Raw genomic sequence first — 16,850 nt, 5'->3', positions numbered from 1 at the left:
CCCGCTGACCGGCGTCAATAACCGGCGCTTTCTGGAACAGCGCATCGTCGAGGAATTGACCGAAGTCAACGCAGCCGTGAACCCCTGTCCTGTCTGTTTCTGGATATCGACTATTTCAAACGAATTAACGACGGCTTCGGTCATCAAGCCGGCGATCAAGTACTCTCGTTGGTGGCGTGTACTATCAAACGGCAGCTACGTAGCAACGATGTATTGGTCCGATACGGCGGCGAAGAATTCGTCGCACTGTTGTCGCAGGCTGACGAAACGATGAACGGTGAGATTGCCGAGCGGATCCGCATCGGCATTTCCGATTTGACGATCAAATACGCCGATCAAGTTATTCCGGTCACAATCTCGATCGGTGCCGCCACCTACCACCCTAACCTCAGCAGGAAATTGGCGGTGCCTCAAATCGCGCTGGAACTGGTGCAAGCGGCGGATGTAGCCTTGTACGAGGCCAAGCGTAGCGGCAGAAACCGGGTTGAAAACGCCGGGTTGGTGCTGGAGCCGAGGGCTGTTCAGTCGTAACCGTTGGGGTTTTGTGTTTGCCAATGCCAGGTATCGGCCAGCATCCGGGCCAACTCTCGCTCGGCCTTCCAGCCAATTTTTTCGGCGGCCAGGCCGGGGTCCGCGTAACAGGCCGCCACGTCGCCGGGCCGGCGCGGCGCAATACGGTAGGGTACGGCTTGTCCGGTGACTTCAATAAAGGTTTCGATCATCTGTAAGACGCTGTAACCGTTACCGGTGCCGAGATTGATGGCGTCGCACACGCTATCCTTGGCATCCTGTTTTAGAAGGTATTCCAAGGCCTTGATGTGGCCGACCGCCAAATCGACCACGTGGATGTAGTCGCGGACGCCGGTGCCGTCCGGCGTCGAATAGTCGTTGCCGAATACCGACAGCATCGGTAATTTGCCGATCGCGACTTGCGACAGGAAGGGCATCAAATTATTGGGGATGCCGTTCGGGTCTTCGCCGATGAGCCCGCTGGCGTGCGCGCCGATCGGGTTGAAGTAGCGCAATATCGTGATTTGCCAAGGTGTGGCGCTATGGCTTAGCGGATCGGACTGGCTAAGGTCGCGCAGGATTTCTTCGATAAACAGCTTGGTGCGGCCGTAAGGGTTGGTGGCTTGCAGCGGAAAATGTTCCAGAATAGGCACGCTGTGCGGATCGCCGTAAACGGTGGCCGAAGAGCTGAACACCAGGCGTTTGATCCCGAACTCCGCCATCGTCTCCAGCAGTACCAAGGTGCCGTAAATATTGTTGTGATAGTAGTTCAGCGGCATCTGGCAGGATTCGCCGACCGCTTTCAGTCCCGCGAAATGCACGACGGCGGCAATGTTGTGCTGGGCCATGATGGCTTGCAACGCCGCTTTGTCGGTAATGTCGGCTTGATGAAAAGCTATTGTTTTGCCGGTGATACGTTCTACCCGGCGAATGGCTTCGATTTTGCTGTTGCTAAGATTGTCGACGACGACAATATCGAATCCTGCGTGTAACAGCTCGACGCAAGTATGGCTGCCGATATATCCAGCGCCGCCGGTGACCAAAATGGTTGGGTTCATGTCCGGATTTCCGTTGGGTTAACGTTCGAGTATGTCCAGTCCGGCGCCGTAGGCAACGACGGCCGATTGGTCGGTGCCAACGTCGCCGCAAGCGCTAGCGGCCGGCAGTGGGTTAGTATCGCGGGTCAGGCCGGCAAAGTCGAATAGGCCGGCGTCGAGCATTTGCGACGGCGCGATATTTTGCAGCCCGGCGAAAATGGTTTCGATACGACCCGGAAACTGCTTATCCCAACCGTTCAGCATCACCTTCATGGCTTTGCGTTGCAGGTTTTCCTGCGAGCCGCACAAATTACACGGAATGATCGGAAATTGCTTGAAGGCCGCGAAGCGATTGATGTCTTTTTCCCGGCAGTAGGCTAACGGCCGAATCACGATGTTCTGTTTGTCGTCGCTGAGCAATTTCGGCGGCATTGCCTTCAGTTTGCCTGCATAAAACAAATTCAGGAAGAAGGTTTCGACGATGTCGTCTCGGTGGTGACCCAGCGCGATTTTGGTGACCCGATGTTCTCTGGCAAAGCCGTACAGTGTGCCTCGCCGCAGCCTTGAACACAGACTGCAGGTGGTTTGGCCTTCCGGAATGATGCGTTTGACGATGCTGTAGGTATCGTGCTCGATGATATGAAACGGCACGCCGATAGAGCTCAGGTATTCCGGCAATACGTGCTCCGGAAAACCGGGCTGCTTTTGATCCAAATTGACGGCCAGTATGTCGAAATCCACCGGCGCGGTCTTTTGTAAGTTCAGCAGAATGTCCAGCATCGTGTAGGAGTCCTTGCCGCCGGACAGGCAAACCATGACTTTGTCGCCATGCTCGATCATATTGAAGTCGGCGATAGCCTCGCCGACGCTACGGCGCAAACGCTTCTGCAGTTTGTTGAATTGGGTACGGGATTTTTGGCTGGAATCGGACATGGGCGCTAGGCGAGCGGCTAAAGCAAGGCTTCAGCCGCTTAAGGATTTAGCCGTTGAAACGTTGGAAGATCAGCGTGGCATTGGTGCCGCCGAAGCCGAAACTATTGGACATCACGGTGTTCAAGCTGACGTTGTCCCAGTATTCGCGAACGATGGGAATGCCCGCCGCGCCAGGGTCGAGTTGGGTAATGTTGGCAGATGCGCTCAAGAAACGTTCCTGCATCATCAGCAACGAATAAATGGCTTCATTGACGCCGGCCGCGCCCAAGGCATGGCCGGTCAGTGATTTGGTGGAACTCACCGGCGGCACCGAATCGGCGCCGAACACCGCGCGCATCGCTTCCAGTTCGCGGGTATCGCCCACCGGCGTACTGGTGCCGTGCGCATTGATGTAGTCGATATTGCCGTCAACGGTCGCCAACGCCATTTGCATGCAGCGCACCGCGCCTTCGCCGGACGGCTGCACCATGTCGTAACCGTCGGACGTGGCGCCGTAGCCGACCAGTTCCGCGTAAATTTTCGCGCCGCGCGCCTTGGCATGTTCCAGTTCTTCGACAACCAGTACGCCGCCGCCGCCGGAAATCACGAAGCCGTCGCGGGTTTCGTCGTAAGGTCTAGACGCGCTTTCCGGCGTATCGTTGTATTTGGAGGATAGCGCGCCCATCGCGTCGAACAAGACCGACATAGACCAATGCAACTCCTCGCCGCCGCCGGCGAATACAACGTCTTGCTTGCCGAGTTGGATCAACTCCATCGCATGACCGATACAGTGGGCGCTGGTCGCGCAGGCTGAGCTGATCGTGTAATTGACGCCCTTGATTTTGAACGGCGTGGCCAGACAGGCGGTATTCGTGCTGGACATCGCGCGAGTCACCATATAGGGACCGACTTTCTTGACGCCCTTGGAGCGTAGTATGTCGGCCGCATCGACCAAGTTAGACGTAGACGGTCCGCCGGAACCCATCACCAGACCGGTGCGGACATTGGACACTTCGTCGTCGGCCAGACCGGAGTCGGCAATGGCTTGTTCCATCGCCAAATAATTGTAAGCCGCACCATCGCCCATGAAGCGTTTGACTTTGCGGTCTATCGCTTCGTCGAGGTTGATCTTGATCGGACCGTGGATTTGGCTGCGAAAGCCCAGTTCACGATAATCTTCGCAAAAACCAATGCCGGAACGCCCCTGGCGGAGCGACTCGACCACTTCGTCGCGATTATTGCCAATGCTGGAAACGATGCCCAGACCGGTTACTACTGCTCGTCTCATGGCTAGACCTTCTTCAGAAATCCTGGGTGGAGGTAAACAGACCGACTCTCAGGTCGGTGGCTTCATAAATTTGCTTGCCGTCGACTTCCATCACCGCGTCGGCAATGCCCATGACCAGTTTGCGCAAGATCACCCGTTTCAAATCGATTTTATAAGTGACTTTTTTCGCGCTGGGCAAGACTTGGCCGGTGAACTTGACTTCGCCGCAGCCTAACGCCCGACCTTTACCTGGTCCGCCCATCCAACACAAATAAAAGCCAACCAATTGCCACATCGCATCTAAACCCAGGCAGCCGGGCATCACCGGGTCACCTTGAAAATGACAGGCAAAAAACCAAAGATCGGGGGTAATGTCCAATTCGGCAATGATTTCGCCCTTGCCATATTTACCGCCTTCGTCGGAGATGTGGACAATTCGATCCATCATCAGCATATTGGGAAGCGGTAGCTGCGCGTTTTCCGGGCCGTAGAGCTCGCCCCGACCGGACATCAACAATTCTTCGCGCGTAAAACTGTGCGGCTTCTCCATTCAATACTTACCTGATAAATTGGGTTCAAAACACCCGACATTATCCAATAATTAGCCTAAAAAATCAGCCCTAAATTTCATCCAGGCCTCACGTCACGCATCAAATCCTCCGAACGAGGTGTCTCGGCGTTCAGGCGTTCCCGGTAGATCAGACTATACATCAACACCGATGCCACGTAGCCGCGGGTCTCCTTGTAGGGGATGGTCTCCACCCAAATATCGGCCGGCAGCGGTTTATCGCTCGGCAGCCAGCGCTTCACTCGATTAGCGCCGGCGTTGTACGCCGCGGCGGCCAGAGCCGGGTGGTGATCAAAACGGTCCAGCAACTGCTTGAAGTGCCAGGCGCCGAATTGGATGTTAGTATCCGGTTTAAGCAGGTCGTTTCCGCCGCTCCAGGGCTCCCCCAGGTTTTTCGCGATTTCCTGGCCGGTGTTCGGCATGATTTGCATCAAACCCTTCGCCCCGGCCGGCGAGTCGGCCTGCGGGTCGAAGGCGCTTTCCTGGCGGATCAGCCCGAAGATCAGCGCCGGCGCCAATTGGCGGGCGCCGGCGGCTTGCCTCACACTGTCGGCGTAAGCGATGGGGAAGCGCAGTCCAATGTCGTCCCATTCGTTAGCCTTGGCAACCGTGGCGATCGCTTGCGCCGACCAGCCCCAGCGCTGCGCCAACTTGGCGGCGGCCGCCAAGCGCGGTTTATCGAGTTTGGCGATGGCGAAGCCCCATTGTCGCTTAGCTTCCAATGGTCGATCCAAGGCTAAAAACTCGGAAACTTCCAAAAATTCCGAGCGCGATTGCAAGTCTTCCAGCTCCGACTCCGGAACGGCCAGCGGCTTGTCGACCAGCTTCACCGTCCGTCCGAGCTTGCCGGCCGCCAGAAAACCGTAGTAACTGCGATGTTCGGCAATTTGCCGGTAAAGGCTCAAAGCCGGTTCGCGCAGTCCGGATAGTTCCTGGCTGCGCGCCAACCAATATTGCCATTTGTCCTGGTTTCGTTCTTCGTTGTTCAATCGAGACAATGCCAGATCGACCTCCGGCCAGGACTGGTGTTGCAACGCGGCACGCACCCGCCATTCGCGGATCGAGTCGTCGCTATCGTCTAGCGCCGCCAATCGGGCATAGGCGCGGCGGTCGCGTTGCGTAGCCAGCGCCAACCCGATTTGTTTTTCCACTCGCTGGCTGGATTCGGCCGGAATCGGCAAGCCCGCTTTTTCGCGATCCCAGAACATCAGCGCGGCGTCCAGGTCTTGTTCGAGCCAAAGCACCGTGGCGAAAACCAAGCACTCGGCGCGGGTTTCGGCCGGATATTCGCGCCAGGCCACTGTATTGGCGAGGCGCTCGGGGTGGCGTTGCAAGTCTAGCCATAGATTCGCCAGCCTGAGTTCGTCTTCCGCGAATGCCGGCAGCAAGCGCTGAGCCAGCCCAATATTGCCTCGTTTCAGAGCCGCCTTGAAGCGCAGCCACAGCAGGTCTCGGTTGAAATAAGGCGAGGCCTGGTACGTCGAAAACAAGCTTATGCAGGGTTCCGCCGGCTCGCCGCCGCTCAGCCAAAGCGGTCTGGCTATTCCAAACGCTTCGTCGGTCCGGCCTGACTGTAAATAGGCCAGGCCGGCGTAGCATTGCAGTTCGGGGTCTTCAGCGCCGCGGTATTGGCTTAATAACTCCGACCAGCGTTGCCGCTTGCCAAGTTGTATCAGCCATTTGGTGCGTAATGGCGCCGCGTAGCGGGTATTGGCATAAGTGTCGAGAAATCGACGTACGGCCTGATCGTCGTCCAGATGCGATTTAGCCCAAAGGTAGCGCAAATAAGGCAGTAACGGATAATCGGTCAATTCGGCGCTCAGCCGTTGATAATCGCCAAGCCGATTCTCGGCGACAGCGCGTTCGGCTTGCAGGAAAGCCGTGCGCTGGGACGAAGCGGGCTGAGCAGCGACGCAACAACCGGCCGCCGTCAGCCAGAGGACCGTACCCAATGTCCTTAGAAATCGCGAAAAGCCGCGCGGAAATAACAAGTGTTCAGTAAAGATCGCCACGCTATTATAATTTGCTATTAAGCCACCGGATTTAGTCATATTCCCTTGAACGCACCCCAAGCCGTAACACCTCAGGAGTATTCCTGGCATTATATCTATCGCATCGCACTGCAACACAAAAAGCAATTGGTGACCGGTCATATCATCGCCTTGCTGGCGACGGTCGCCAGCGTACCGGTGCCGCTGTTGATGCCGCTGCTAGTGGATGAAGTGCTATTACATCATCCCGGTACGGTACTCAATACTCTGGACCCATTGATTCCAACAGAGTGGCGGGTGCCGATTTTCTACATCGGCGTGATCTTGCTGGTCAGCTTGTTGATGCGACTGTTCGCGTTGGTATTGAACATTATTCAAACCCGGCAATTTTCCAATATCGCCAAGGATGTGATTTTTCGGATACGCGAGGGCCTGGTCGGCCATTTGCAGCGAGTGTCGATGTCGGAATACGAGAGCCTGGGCAGCGGCACGGTCAGCGCCCACATGGTGACCGACCTGGATACGCTGGATACTTTTATCGGCACGACGATCAGCAAGTTGTTGGTGGCGGTATTGACAGTATTCGGCACCGCGTTGATTTTACTGTGGATGCACTGGCAGTTGGGCTTGTTCATCATCTTTTTGAACCCGCTGGTGATCTACCTAGCCAAGGCTATCGGCTCGAAGGTGAAGGATCTGAAAGCGAACGAAAACAAAGCCTATGCGGTGTTTCAGCAAGCCTTGAGCGAAACCTTGGATGCGATACACCAGATACGCGCCAGCAACCGAGAGGCGCATTATTGCCGGCAGTTGGTCGCCAGTGCCGAGGCGGTTAAGAACCACTCGACGGTATTCGCCTGGAAAAGCGATGCGGCGATTCGCCTTAGCTTTCTGACATTTTTGTTCGGCTTCGATATTTTTCGCGCCACCGCGATGCTGATGGTGCTGTATTCCAACCTCAGTATTGGCGAAATGCTGGCTGTGTTTGGCTACCTGTGGTTCATGATGGCGCCGGTGCAGGAGATTTTGAGCATACAGCAATCGTTTTACGCCGCGAAGGCGGCTTTGGCACGGGTTAACCAATTGACCCACTTGCAGCGGGAACCCGATTATCCGCACGCCGAGAATCCGTTTGCCGGTCGGAAAACGGTGTCGGTCGGCGTGCGCGATTTACACTTCAGCTACCGCGACGAGCCGGTTTTGAACGGCATCAACCTGGACATACCGGCCGGCGAGAAAATCGCATTGGTCGGTGCCAGCGGCGGCGGCAAATCCACGTTGGCGCAGACTTTGATCGGCTTGTATCCGCCCGGCCGAGGAATGATTTATTTTGACGGCGTTCCGCTGAATCGGATTGGTTTGGATGTGGTGCGCGAGCATGTCGCCACGGTATTACAGCATCCGGCCTTGCTCAACGATACGATAAGGGCCAATCTGACCTTGGGCCGCGACGTCGCCGATAGCGACCTGTGGCGGGCCTTATCGATGGCGCAACTAGCGGACGCGGTGCGCGAGCAGCCGCTTGGCCTGCACACCGTGGTCGGTCGACAAGGCATGCGTTTGTCCGGCGGGCAACGCCAGCGTCTGGCCATTGCCCGGATGATCGTCAGTAATCCGGCGGTCGTCATTCTGGACGAGGCCACCTCGGCGCTGGATACCGAGACCGAATTCAAGTTGCATCAAGCCTTAGCGGAGTTTTTGGAGGGCCGCACCACACTGATTATCGCTCACCGGCTGAGCGCGGTAAAACAAGCCGACCACGTATACGTCTTCGAGCAAGGCAAAATTTGCGAGCAGGGCAAGCACGATGTCTTGATTCAGCAAAACGGGTTGTACGCCAAGCTTTACGGCGACTACCAATGAGCGCCGCCATCTACGATTTGCATAGTCACTCCAATGCTTCGGATGGCGTATTGACGCCGGGCCAGTTAGTACGCCGGGCGCATGCCCGCGGCGTTACCGCCTTGGCGTTGACCGATCACGATACGACAGCCGGTTTGGCCGAGGCGCGGGTTGTCGCGGCGGAATTGGGCCTGCGCTTGATTCCAGGTATCGAATTGTCGGCGAGTTTCGAAAGCCATTGTTTGCACGTGGTCGGATTGAATATCGATCCAAGCCACCCAGTGCTGGTCGACGGCGTTGCCAGACAGCAGGATTTGCGTGTCGAGCGGGCCAGGAAAATCGCCGATAAATTGGCTAGAAAAGGCATAGACGGTGCTTTTCAGGCAGTCGCGCGGGCGGCGCGCGGCGGCGAAATTACCCGCTTGCATTTCGCCGATTTTTTGGTCGGGGTGGGCCGCGCCAGGACTCAACAGGACGCTTTCGACTATTACTTGAGCAAGGGCAAACCGGCCTATGTCGCCACGCAATGGGCCGGGTTAGCCGAAGTTATCGGTTGGATAAACGCCGCCGGCGGTTTGGCGGTACTGGCGCACCCGTTGCGCTACAAATTGAGCAATAAATGGATCAATAAAGCGTTGGCGGCATTCAAAGTGGCGGGCGGGCAGGGCGTCGAAGTGGTCACCGGGCGGGCCAGCGGCGACGATATTCGCTTCAGTCAAGAATTGGCCACCAAGCATCAGTTACGCGCGTCGATCGGTTCCGATTTTCATGCCCCCGAAAACCAATACTTGGAACTGGGCCGCTTGGCGCCGCTGCCGGTCGGCGCCCAGCCGATTTGGGAATTGTTCTAGGGTTATCGCCCGCTGTTAGACAGCGTCGCTTGGTTGAAATGGGCGACGAAATCGAAGAACTCGTCGGCCGGGGCCGGCTTGTGATACAAAAAACCCTGGGCAATATGGCAACCGCCGGCCATCAGAAATTCGGCCTGCGCTTGATTCTCGACGCCCTCGGCAATCACATCCAGGCTTAAGGCCCGGGCTAGCGCCAATATCGCGGTTGTAATGGCTACGTCGTCTTCGTTATCCGGCAAGTCGCGGACGAAGCAGCGGTCGATTTTCAATTCCGAGATCGGCAATTTTTTCAAATACGACAACGACGAATAGCCGGTGCCGAAGTCATCGATGCTGGTCTTCACCCCCAACGCGCGCAATTCGCGCAACGTGACCAGCGCTTCATCGACATGGTCGAGCAACATGCTTTCGGTCAATTCCAGTTTCAAGCATTCCGGTGCGATGCCGGCCTGGGTCAAGGCGTTGCGGACATGGCCGACAAAGCCCGGTTGATGCAATTGATTGGCCGAGACGTTAGCGGATATCACCATGGCCGGACTAATGCCACGATCTTGCCATTCGCGGATTTGCAGGCACACCGTTTCCAGCACCCAATTGCTGATAGGCACGATCAGCCCGGATTCTTCGGCGATGGGAATGAACTGCGACGGCGCGACCAGTGCCAGATCCGGATGGCGCCAACGGATCAAGGCTTCGCCGCCAACCACGCGCTGACGATGCATATCGATCTTGGCTTGATAAAACAACAGCAATTCGTCCCGGTCCAGCGCCCGCCGCAAGCTGTTTTCCATGGCCAGTTTCTGGAACGCGACCGCATTCAACGATTTGCTGAAATATTGATAGGTGTTTTGGCCTTGTTCGCGGGCATGGTGCATCGCGAACTCGCCGTTTTTAATGTAAGCGTCTTCGTCGCTACCGTCGCCCGGATAAACCGCGATGCCGATGTTGATGCCCAGGAATAACTCGATCGCGTCGATTTGGAAGGCGGGTTCCAGGGTTCTGAGAATTTGGCGGGCCACGCGCACGCCGGTTTGATCGTCGTCGGCGTGTTTAAGCAATATCGTGAACTCATTTCCGCCTAAACGCGACACGGTGGATTCGCCGCCAAAGGCGCCGCCTCCCTTGCCGTGGCTGTCGCGAACTTCGGCGACCAAGCGGTCGGCAAACATTTTCAAGACGTGATCGCCGGCTCTTGGGCCCAATGTTTCATTGATGCGGCTGAAGCGGTCTATGCAAACGAACAAGGTCGTAATCCGGCTATTTTGATGATTGCATTGCGCCATCGCCTCGGCCAGAATTTCCCGAAATAGTGCCCGGTTCGGAAGTCCGGTCAACGGGTCGTAGTACGATAAAAATCTGACTCTTTCCTCGATATGGCGGCGCTCGGTAATGTCTTGCAGCGTGCCTTGTATCCGGGTCGCCGATTCGCCGTCGACGATCAATTCGCCCTGGATGTGAACGATACGCTCCCCGCCGTCGCGGTGGACAACCGGGAGGTCGAGCCGAAATTGGCGGCGATTTTTCAAGCACAGGTCGATGGCCTGCCGCAAGATCCCCACTTCGCTGGGATGCACCGCCGCGTACAAGTCTTGACAACTAGCCTGAAAGTGCTCGGGAGAGACGCCAAGTAAATTGAACACTTCGCGCGACCAGATCATTTTGTCGGTATCGACCCACCATTCCCAACTACCCAGCTGGGCGATTTTCTGCGCCTTACGCAGTTCCGCCTCGCTTTTGGCCAGTTGGGCCAAGGCTGCGGATGAGCGCAGCAGATAACGCAAACGGTGCGGGAGGGTGGCCCAGCTGATGGGTTTAGCGACGAAATCGGTGGCGCCAAGCTGAAACGCGCGATTGACCGACTCCAGATCGTCGACGCCGGTCAGCATGACGATCGGCAGCAAGCGTTTTTCAGGCTGGGCGCGAATGCTTTGCAGGCAGTCGAAGCCGCTAATGCCGGGCATCATCACGTCTAACAACACCAGATCGGGTTGGTCCGCCGCCAAACGCTCCAAACCGGTTTCGCCGTCGCTGGCGCCGATCACCGCGAAGCCCTCCCGGTCCAGGATGTTCGTCAACATCAGACGTATCATGTCGTCGTCGTCGATGACTAATATCAGACTACGGGAGGATGGCGGGGAGGTCATTCGGGATCCAGATTAGCAAGCTTTGCAAGCACTCGTTTATAGCTGTTTTGCAAGGTCAGGGCAAGCCGGTCGTCGAAATCCAGCGTATTGTCGCGGGCCGCATGCTCGATGGCTTTCGCTTGTTCGGACAAGCCTCGCGCGCCGATATTCGCGGCCGCCGACTTCAACGCGTGCGCGGCGAAACGCACGGCTTGGGGGTTTTGCTCGCGTAGTCCGGTGGCGATTAAGTCGATTTGTTCGAGCGCATTCTGACGGAACAGGTCGACGACTTCCGTGACCAACTGGTCGCCGCCGATCTGCCGTAAAGTGTCCAGGGCGTTGTTGTCCAATTTGTCCAGGTCCTTGTCGATGGGCGGACGGGCCGGTGATTCGTTGTTGCCGGAATGCGGTAGAAAGCGGCCGATTTTACTCGCCAGCGCTTGCTGTAAAAACGGCTTGCTGACGTAGTCGTCCATGCCGGCGTCCAGACATTTTTGCTGATCGCCCTCCATGGCGTTGGCGGTCAGCGCGATGATCGGAATTCGCGTGCCGCCTTGTTGGCGTTCGCTGTCTCGAATTAGCCGGGCGGCCGAATAGCCGTCCATCTCCGGCATCATACAGTCCATCAAGATTAAGTCTATCGGTTCGGATTCGTAAATGTGCAGCGCGGACTTGCCGTTATCGGCAATTCTGACCCGATACCCCAATTGATCGAGCATGGCCTTGGCGACTTTTTGATTGACCGGATTATCCTCCGCCAACAATATTCGTCGCCGATCGCAACGGACTGCCACCAAGTCGGCGATGCTGGGTTTACCGTCTACTCCCAGCAATAATACTTCCCTGAGCGCTTGGCGCTGAATCGGCTGGTATAAAACCGGCCAGTCCGGCGGCGGTCGTTTAGGGTCGGGGCCGCTGGCGCCACTGATTTCGACGGCGCGAATCGAGGCTAGGCGCGGCAAGGTTTGAAGACGTTCGTTTAACACGCCGACGTCCAAGGTCGCCGCGTCGAACAAAATGAAATCGTAATAGATGCCGGATTTCGCACCCTCTTCCAGCCGTAGCAGGGCCGATGCTTCGTTTGCGGCGAGCTTGAAATGCACGCCGAGTTCTGAGAGTTCCAAGCACAAGCATTCAATGTCCAGCTGGCCGTTGGCAACCACTAGCGCGCGTCGTCCCCGCAAAATCGGGTCGACGTTGACCGGCGGCAGGAGAGCGCCGGCCGGGGCGAGCGGCAAATAGACCGTGAACTGCGAGCCGACGCCCAACTGGCTGCGCACTTCGATCCGCCCGTCCATCAAACTGGACAATTCCTTGCAGATGGCCAATCCCAGGCCGGTACCGCCGTATTTGCGGGTGGTCGATCCGTCGGCTTGGTTGAAGGGCTTGAACAGCTTAGGCAAGATTTCTTCGGCGATACCGATGCCGCTATCGACCACCCGAAACACCAAGGGTAGCCGCCGTTCCGGTGCGGCCGGATCGGCTTCCGCCGCCGAGACGTACAAACCCACCGAGCCGCGTTCGGTGAATTTGATGGCGTTCGACAACAAGTTAGTCAGAATTTGCCGCAAACGGTGCGGATCGCCTCGGACCGCGTCGGCGACGCTGGCGTCGATTCTGCAATCCAGCTCGATATGCTTGGCGCGCGCCCGCTCCCAGAACAACGCCGACAGTTGCTCGATGAGTTCGTAGAGGCTGAAATCGATGGTTTCCAGTTGCAATTTGCCGGCTTCGATTTTCGAAAAATCGAGAATATCGTTAATAATGGTCAATAGCGATTCCGCGGAGCTGAATACGGTTTCCGCATATTGGCGTTGAGTGTCGTCCAGCCGGGTTCCCAACAATAATTCGGTCATGCCCAATACACCGTTCATCGGCGTGCGGATTTCGTGGCTCATCGTCGCTAGAAACTGTGACTTAGCGACGTTGGCGGCCTGCGCCTCCGCGACGGCTCGGCGCAAGTCGACGGTACGCAGATCGACTTGCCTTTCTAGATTTTCGCGTTGCTTGGCCAACTCGGCGTCCCGTTGTTGCAGGCGTTCTATCATCGAATTGAAGCTGGCGACCAATTGGCCGACCTCGTCGTCTCCGCCGCCGCCGGCCCGCACCATGTAGTCGTTATCTTGCGAAACCTTGCGCGCCAACGACGACAAGGCGGTTAGCGGCGCGGCGATCGATTTGGCCAAATTACGGCCGAATAATACCGCGAGCACCACCGCGGTCAGCAACGCGCCGAACAGTTGCGCCATATTGATTAACACCGTCCGCCACATCGGCCGTAAATCGACGGCCATTCGCAGATGTCCGATGATTTCGGGACCCTCGCCGCTAACCGGGTATATCAAGACTTGTTCGGTCAGTCGCCAGCCGTTGCTCGCGATTTCCAAGCGCGCGTCGCTCAAGTCGCGCGGGACATCCGGTGTCGTATCGCTTGAGGGATATTGCGCGAACAACAAGCCTTCCCTGCTATAGAGTTGCGCCGACAAGATCTCCGGTTTACCGCGCAAGGTCGCCAGCACGCCGTTCGCGGTCTTAACGTCGTCGAACAACAGCGCGGCGCTGGCACTAAAACCCACCATGGTGCTCAATGAACGGGTTTCGGTTTCCAAACGGCTCCGCTCCTGATGAATTTGCGTCAGACTGGTGATCGGTAACGTAAACAGCAAGGCCAGCGCCACGGTCAGCTCCTGCAAGTACAAAAGCTTTTGCTTCATCGGCAAATCGGGCAGTTTGCGTCGCGCCATGGTCCGCCAAGCCTCCTCGTGGAATTAAGCCGGTCAACCGTCGCCGAATAGGCGTTCGTCACATACTCTATCGTTTTGGTTAGGCTGTCCTAGGCCTTGCTCGCGACTCTTTCACGGGTCTTAGCACGGCGTACTTTAGTCTAAAGATTACCAATATAGCTTTATTTTGTGAATCCGCCAGCAAAACGGCGGATGGTGCCCGATAGCGCGATCCGCGTAGCGTGAGGGCTAGGCGTTCCAGCAACGGCCCCGCTTGCACAAGCACAAACGAATCGAGCCGTTCGCGCGATGGTATTTTGTCGGATTCTCGGTAATGCTCGCCGTTTCGGAGGGGATTTGGGTTGGCGCTGTCGCGGGTGTCGAGATCCAGGCTGGCGAGCTTGCCCGTTCGTGCTATCGCGAGGCGTAATAACCAGGAACATAGGGTAGGACTCCGTCCGAACGCTTTGTCGTCATGCGGGCGATCCAGCAGGTAGTGCGCTTATTTCCCTGGTGCGAGCAAACGTTTCCTGGACGATCAGCGCATCGCTACTGGCGCGATGGCGTTGTAACGCCAGCGTCTCTATCACTTCGTGCTTGATCTCGCTCCAGATCGCCATCTGGCTTTCCTTCAAAATGTTTTCCAACGGACTTAAATAAAAACTGGGTTGAGCATGGGCGTCGTAATACAGTCTGGAAAGCCAGGGTTTGTCGACGACCCAACCGTCGCTATACACTACGCGGTTACCGAGAAAGGCGTTTAACTCGCCAACCACCACCTGGATCGGCTTGCCGTGCGCCAACAGCAGCTCACGGCTAAGGCCGTGAACTCGTTCGGCTTCGCCGTCCCAAAACCGCCAGCTTTGAGCCGGTTTGATTAAAGCGCAATATTTTTGACCGTCGGCCAAGACGACCCCGACTTCAATGGGATAGCTGTCGACACCAAACCCGGAGGCTTCAAAATCGATCACGTTGGGTCTGCGGTTTTCCAACTCGATATTCCTTAGTTTTCGCCAAATTCCTAAGACTAGCCGAGTTTTTGCGTTTGGTAGGGGACCTTAGGCGAGCCGAAACCCACCTGAATCGGTTTTCGATGCAAAAAATAAAAACCAACACCCTGGATCTCGTCGGGCCGGTCGCCGGTGGGTTCAGTCCAATCGGCGCGCGGTCAGCGCCAACCAAGGTTGCTCGTGGCGCGGCTTGCCCGGCGGTCGGTAGTAGTGATCGAGGATTTCGAATCGGGCCGCGGCCAAAAACGTTCGGCTCGCGTCAATTTCCATGAAATGGCCGTAACGTTGTCCGGACCAACCTTCACCGTTGCCGCGAGGATTGGAGATAAACAAGACCCCAGCGGATCTTAGTGCGGCATGTAACTGGTCTAGCACACGCGGCAACTCGCGGCTAGGTATATGAAACAGCGAGGCGTTAGCGAAAATGCCATCGAAACCCTGAGTCGGCAAATCCAGACTTAGAAAATTTTGCCGCAATACCGGACCGCCGCTGTGAGCGCGCGCCATCTCGCAAAATCTCGCGCTACCGTCCAGTCCGACCGGTCTGTGGCCTAAGGTTTTAAAATAGAACAGATCCCGGCCGGGCCCACATCCAAGATCCAAAATATCCAGCGCTCGATCTCCCGGTAACGCCCGTAAAAATGCCGCATAATTCTGGCTGACGTCATGATCCTTGGTGCCTTCCCAAAAAGATTCGGCATTGAGGTCGTAATGATTCAAAGTGGCGGCTTCGATTTCGGTCAGTTGTTCGCTGTCGGTTTCCATGAAGTTTGCTCTGCAATCGAAGGTTGTCAGTATCGCGTGAAGTCGCCGGCTCGCCAAATGTAAGGTCTATCCAGCAACGTTGTTCAGCCAGATGTTGCCAGCGTAAGGATTCCCCCAAACTCTTCTGTTCCTCGAAATCCGGCTGCGGTCGTTAGCTCATCCGCCGCTTGGGTACGACGTGGCTAAAACTGATTATGCTCTAAGCGAAGACCATGGCACATAAGCCATCCGGCGGTGTGCGGACGGGCCTCGAACCTGGGCTGGCACGCAAACTAATCGAAAGCTTCGGGTTGGGGAGCCGACATCTTGTAAAGAGGTTAGGAATCGGCGAGCGTATTCGATGGTAAAACTAAGACAGGCTCGAACTGGAAATTCAAACAACAAAAAAGGCATTGATAAACTGGAGTTTATCAAGGCCTTAAAATATTCGGTGGCGGAGAGAAAGGGATTCGAACCCTTGATACGTTGCCGTATACACACTTTCCAGGCGTGCGCCTTCGACCGCTCGGCCATCTCTCCAGGTGTGAATCAGTCGGAAGAAACATGCTAAGGTTGTTCAACCCCTCGGCGATAGCCGGAAGGCTTTTTTAAAAAGCGGTGACTGATTTATCCTCGGTAGGATACTCGATACACCCAGCAAATGCAAGGTGGATCGAGGTGAGCGCGGGTTCGACAGGACTGCGAGGCAAGCGTTGATGTTTGTCTCGAATCAAACCGCGGAACCGGCTTGTGCCGATTCGGCAATCAGTAGGCCATTGAATTCACTAAAGACATTATTTCAGCCGTTGGGAGGCGGCGTCCATGCCCGACACATATAGCGCCGGCGACAAATCCAGGATTTTGATCGTCGACGATGTTCACGAGAACTTGCACACCCTATTGAACATACTCCGCGGCGAGTATGCGATTCTGGCGGCAACCTCCGGCGAGAAAGCCTTGGAGATCGCCCAGCGCCAACCCGTGCCGGATTTGATTCTGCTGGACGTGGTGATGCCGGAAATGGATGGCTACCAGGTGTTGGAATGCTTGCAGGCCTCGGACGCCACTGCCGACATCCCGGTGATCTTCGTAACCGCCGCATCGGAGTCGGGCGACGAAGCCAAGGGATTTCAGATGGGTGCGGCGGATTATTTGACCAAGCCGGTCGTGCCGGAAACCTTGCTGGCCAGAGTCCGAACCCACTTGGCCCTAGCCGCCTATCGTAAACGCTATGGCCGACTATAATTGGCTTCACTGCCCGAGTCTTACGAA

General features: G+C 56.5%; 13 protein-coding genes and 1 tRNA gene. 4 read left to right on the top strand and 10 right to left on the bottom strand.

All coding sequences use genetic code 11. The features are described 5' to 3' along the window. Nucleotides 1-54 precede the first annotated feature (54 nt). Nucleotides 55-531 (top strand): GGDEF domain-containing protein, encoded by a 477-nt coding sequence (locus ACP4CD_RS05330; protein ID WP_426994658.1) that lies wholly within the window; start codon nucleotides 55-57, stop codon nucleotides 529-531. On the opposite strand, the gene galE is transcribed toward ACP4CD_RS05330, so the two are convergent. From galE to ACP4CD_RS05305, 5 genes are all read right to left on the bottom strand, one after another. Continuing rightward, the gene (gene galE, locus ACP4CD_RS05325; RefSeq protein ID WP_426993841.1) at nucleotides 522-1,568 is read right to left on the bottom strand and encodes a UDP-glucose 4-epimerase GalE; all 1,047 of its coding nucleotides are present in this window, start codon (nucleotides 1,566-1,568) and stop codon (nucleotides 522-524) included. The genes ACP4CD_RS05330 and galE overlap by 10 nt on opposite strands. 18 nt (nucleotides 1,569-1,586) lie before the next feature. After that, nucleotides 1,587-2,480: a tRNA 2-thiocytidine(32) synthetase TtcA gene (ttcA, locus tag ACP4CD_RS05320; protein ID WP_426993840.1), complete on the bottom strand. Its 894-nt coding sequence runs from the start codon at nucleotides 2,478-2,480 to the stop codon at nucleotides 1,587-1,589. A 46-nt stretch (nucleotides 2,481-2,526) separates the two neighbouring features. Then, the gene (gene fabB / locus ACP4CD_RS05315) at nucleotides 2,527-3,747 is read right to left on the bottom strand and encodes a beta-ketoacyl-ACP synthase I (RefSeq protein ID WP_426993839.1); all 1,221 of its coding nucleotides are present in this window, start codon (nucleotides 3,745-3,747) and stop codon (nucleotides 2,527-2,529) included. 13 nt (nucleotides 3,748-3,760) lie between these two features. Then, a complete protein-coding gene (fabA, locus tag ACP4CD_RS05310; protein ID WP_064027660.1) occupies nucleotides 3,761-4,276 on the bottom strand; it encodes a 3-hydroxyacyl-[acyl-carrier-protein] dehydratase FabA in 516 nt (171 codons plus the stop codon). A 77-nt stretch (nucleotides 4,277-4,353) separates the two neighbouring features. Further along, nucleotides 4,354-6,306, bottom strand: a complete 1,953-nt coding sequence (locus ACP4CD_RS05305) for a transglycosylase SLT domain-containing protein (protein ID WP_426993838.1) — start codon at nucleotides 6,304-6,306, stop codon at nucleotides 4,354-4,356. A gap of 45 nt (nucleotides 6,307-6,351) precedes the next feature. Between ACP4CD_RS05305 and ACP4CD_RS05300 the strand changes: the two genes are divergently transcribed. Together ACP4CD_RS05300 and ACP4CD_RS05295 are read left to right on the top strand one after the other, a co-directional pair. Continuing rightward, entirely contained in the window at nucleotides 6,352-8,148 is a 1,797-nt protein-coding gene (locus ACP4CD_RS05300) for an ABC transporter ATP-binding protein (RefSeq protein WP_071156919.1), read from the top strand. Beyond that, nucleotides 8,145-8,978, top strand: coding sequence for a PHP domain-containing protein (locus tag ACP4CD_RS05295; RefSeq protein ID WP_426993837.1), 834 nt, complete (start codon nucleotides 8,145-8,147; stop codon nucleotides 8,976-8,978). Before ACP4CD_RS05300 ends, ACP4CD_RS05295 begins: the two co-directional genes overlap by 4 nt. 2 nt (nucleotides 8,979-8,980) lie before the next feature. Here the strand turns inward: ACP4CD_RS05295 and ACP4CD_RS05290 are convergent, their stop codons facing one another. From ACP4CD_RS05290 to ACP4CD_RS05270, 5 genes are all read right to left on the bottom strand, one after another. After that, nucleotides 8,981-11,122, bottom strand: coding sequence for a putative bifunctional diguanylate cyclase/phosphodiesterase (locus ACP4CD_RS05290; protein ID WP_426993836.1), 2,142 nt, complete (start codon nucleotides 11,120-11,122; stop codon nucleotides 8,981-8,983). Continuing rightward, a complete protein-coding gene (locus ACP4CD_RS05285) occupies nucleotides 11,119-13,845 on the bottom strand; it encodes an ATP-binding protein (RefSeq protein WP_426993835.1) in 2,727 nt (908 codons plus the stop codon). The genes ACP4CD_RS05290 and ACP4CD_RS05285 overlap by 4 nt, the downstream gene beginning before the upstream one ends. Nucleotides 13,846-14,297: 452 nt before the next feature. Further along, a complete protein-coding gene (locus tag ACP4CD_RS05280) occupies nucleotides 14,298-14,816 on the bottom strand; it encodes a 3'-5' exonuclease (protein WP_139306172.1) in 519 nt (172 codons plus the stop codon). Between the two features lie 156 nt (nucleotides 14,817-14,972). Further along, nucleotides 14,973-15,599, bottom strand: coding sequence for a class I SAM-dependent DNA methyltransferase (locus tag ACP4CD_RS05275; RefSeq protein WP_426993834.1), 627 nt, complete (start codon nucleotides 15,597-15,599; stop codon nucleotides 14,973-14,975). 431 nt (nucleotides 15,600-16,030) lie between these two features. After that, nucleotides 16,031-16,118 (bottom strand) — tRNA-Ser (locus ACP4CD_RS05270). Between the two features lie 282 nt (nucleotides 16,119-16,400). Between ACP4CD_RS05270 and ACP4CD_RS05265 the strand changes: the two genes are divergently transcribed. After that, a complete protein-coding gene (locus tag ACP4CD_RS05265) occupies nucleotides 16,401-16,823 on the top strand; it encodes a response regulator (RefSeq protein ID WP_064027645.1) in 423 nt (140 codons plus the stop codon). Nucleotides 16,824-16,850: the final 27 nt, after the last annotated feature.

This window comes from Methylomonas stagni (assembly GCF_050154735.1).
GTDB lineage: Bacteria > Pseudomonadota > Gammaproteobacteria > Methylococcales > Methylomonadaceae > Methylomonas > Methylomonas koyamae_A.
Note: the sequence above shows the minus strand (reverse complement) of the source record. Positions and strands in the feature narration are given on the sequence as shown.

Bases quoted from the DNA above. Each gene is read 5' to 3' on its own strand.
- galE (WP_426993841.1), bottom strand. From the start codon at position 1,568: ATGAACCCAACCATTTTGGTCACCGGCGGCGCTGGATATATCGGCAGC.
- ttcA (WP_426993840.1), bottom strand. From the start codon at position 2,480: ATGTCCGATTCCAGCCAAAAATCCCGTACCCAATTCAACAAACTGCAG.
- fabB (WP_426993839.1), bottom strand. From the start codon at position 3,747: ATGAGACGAGCAGTAGTAACCGGTCTGGGCATCGTTTCCAGCATTGGC.
- fabA (WP_064027660.1), bottom strand. From the start codon at position 4,276: ATGGAGAAGCCGCACAGTTTTACGCGCGAAGAATTGTTGATGTCCGGT.
- ACP4CD_RS05295 (WP_426993837.1), top strand. From the start codon at position 8,145: ATGAGCGCCGCCATCTACGATTTGCATAGTCACTCCAATGCTTCGGAT.
- ACP4CD_RS05290 (WP_426993836.1), bottom strand. From the start codon at position 11,122: ATGACCTCCCCGCCATCCTCCCGTAGTCTGATATTAGTCATCGACGAC.
- ACP4CD_RS05285 (WP_426993835.1), bottom strand. From the start codon at position 13,845: ATGGCGCGACGCAAACTGCCCGATTTGCCGATGAAGCAAAAGCTTTTG.
- ACP4CD_RS05275 (WP_426993834.1), bottom strand. From the start codon at position 15,599: ATGGAAACCGACAGCGAACAACTGACCGAAATCGAAGCCGCCACTTTG.
- ACP4CD_RS05265 (WP_064027645.1), top strand. From the start codon at position 16,401: ATGCCCGACACATATAGCGCCGGCGACAAATCCAGGATTTTGATCGTC.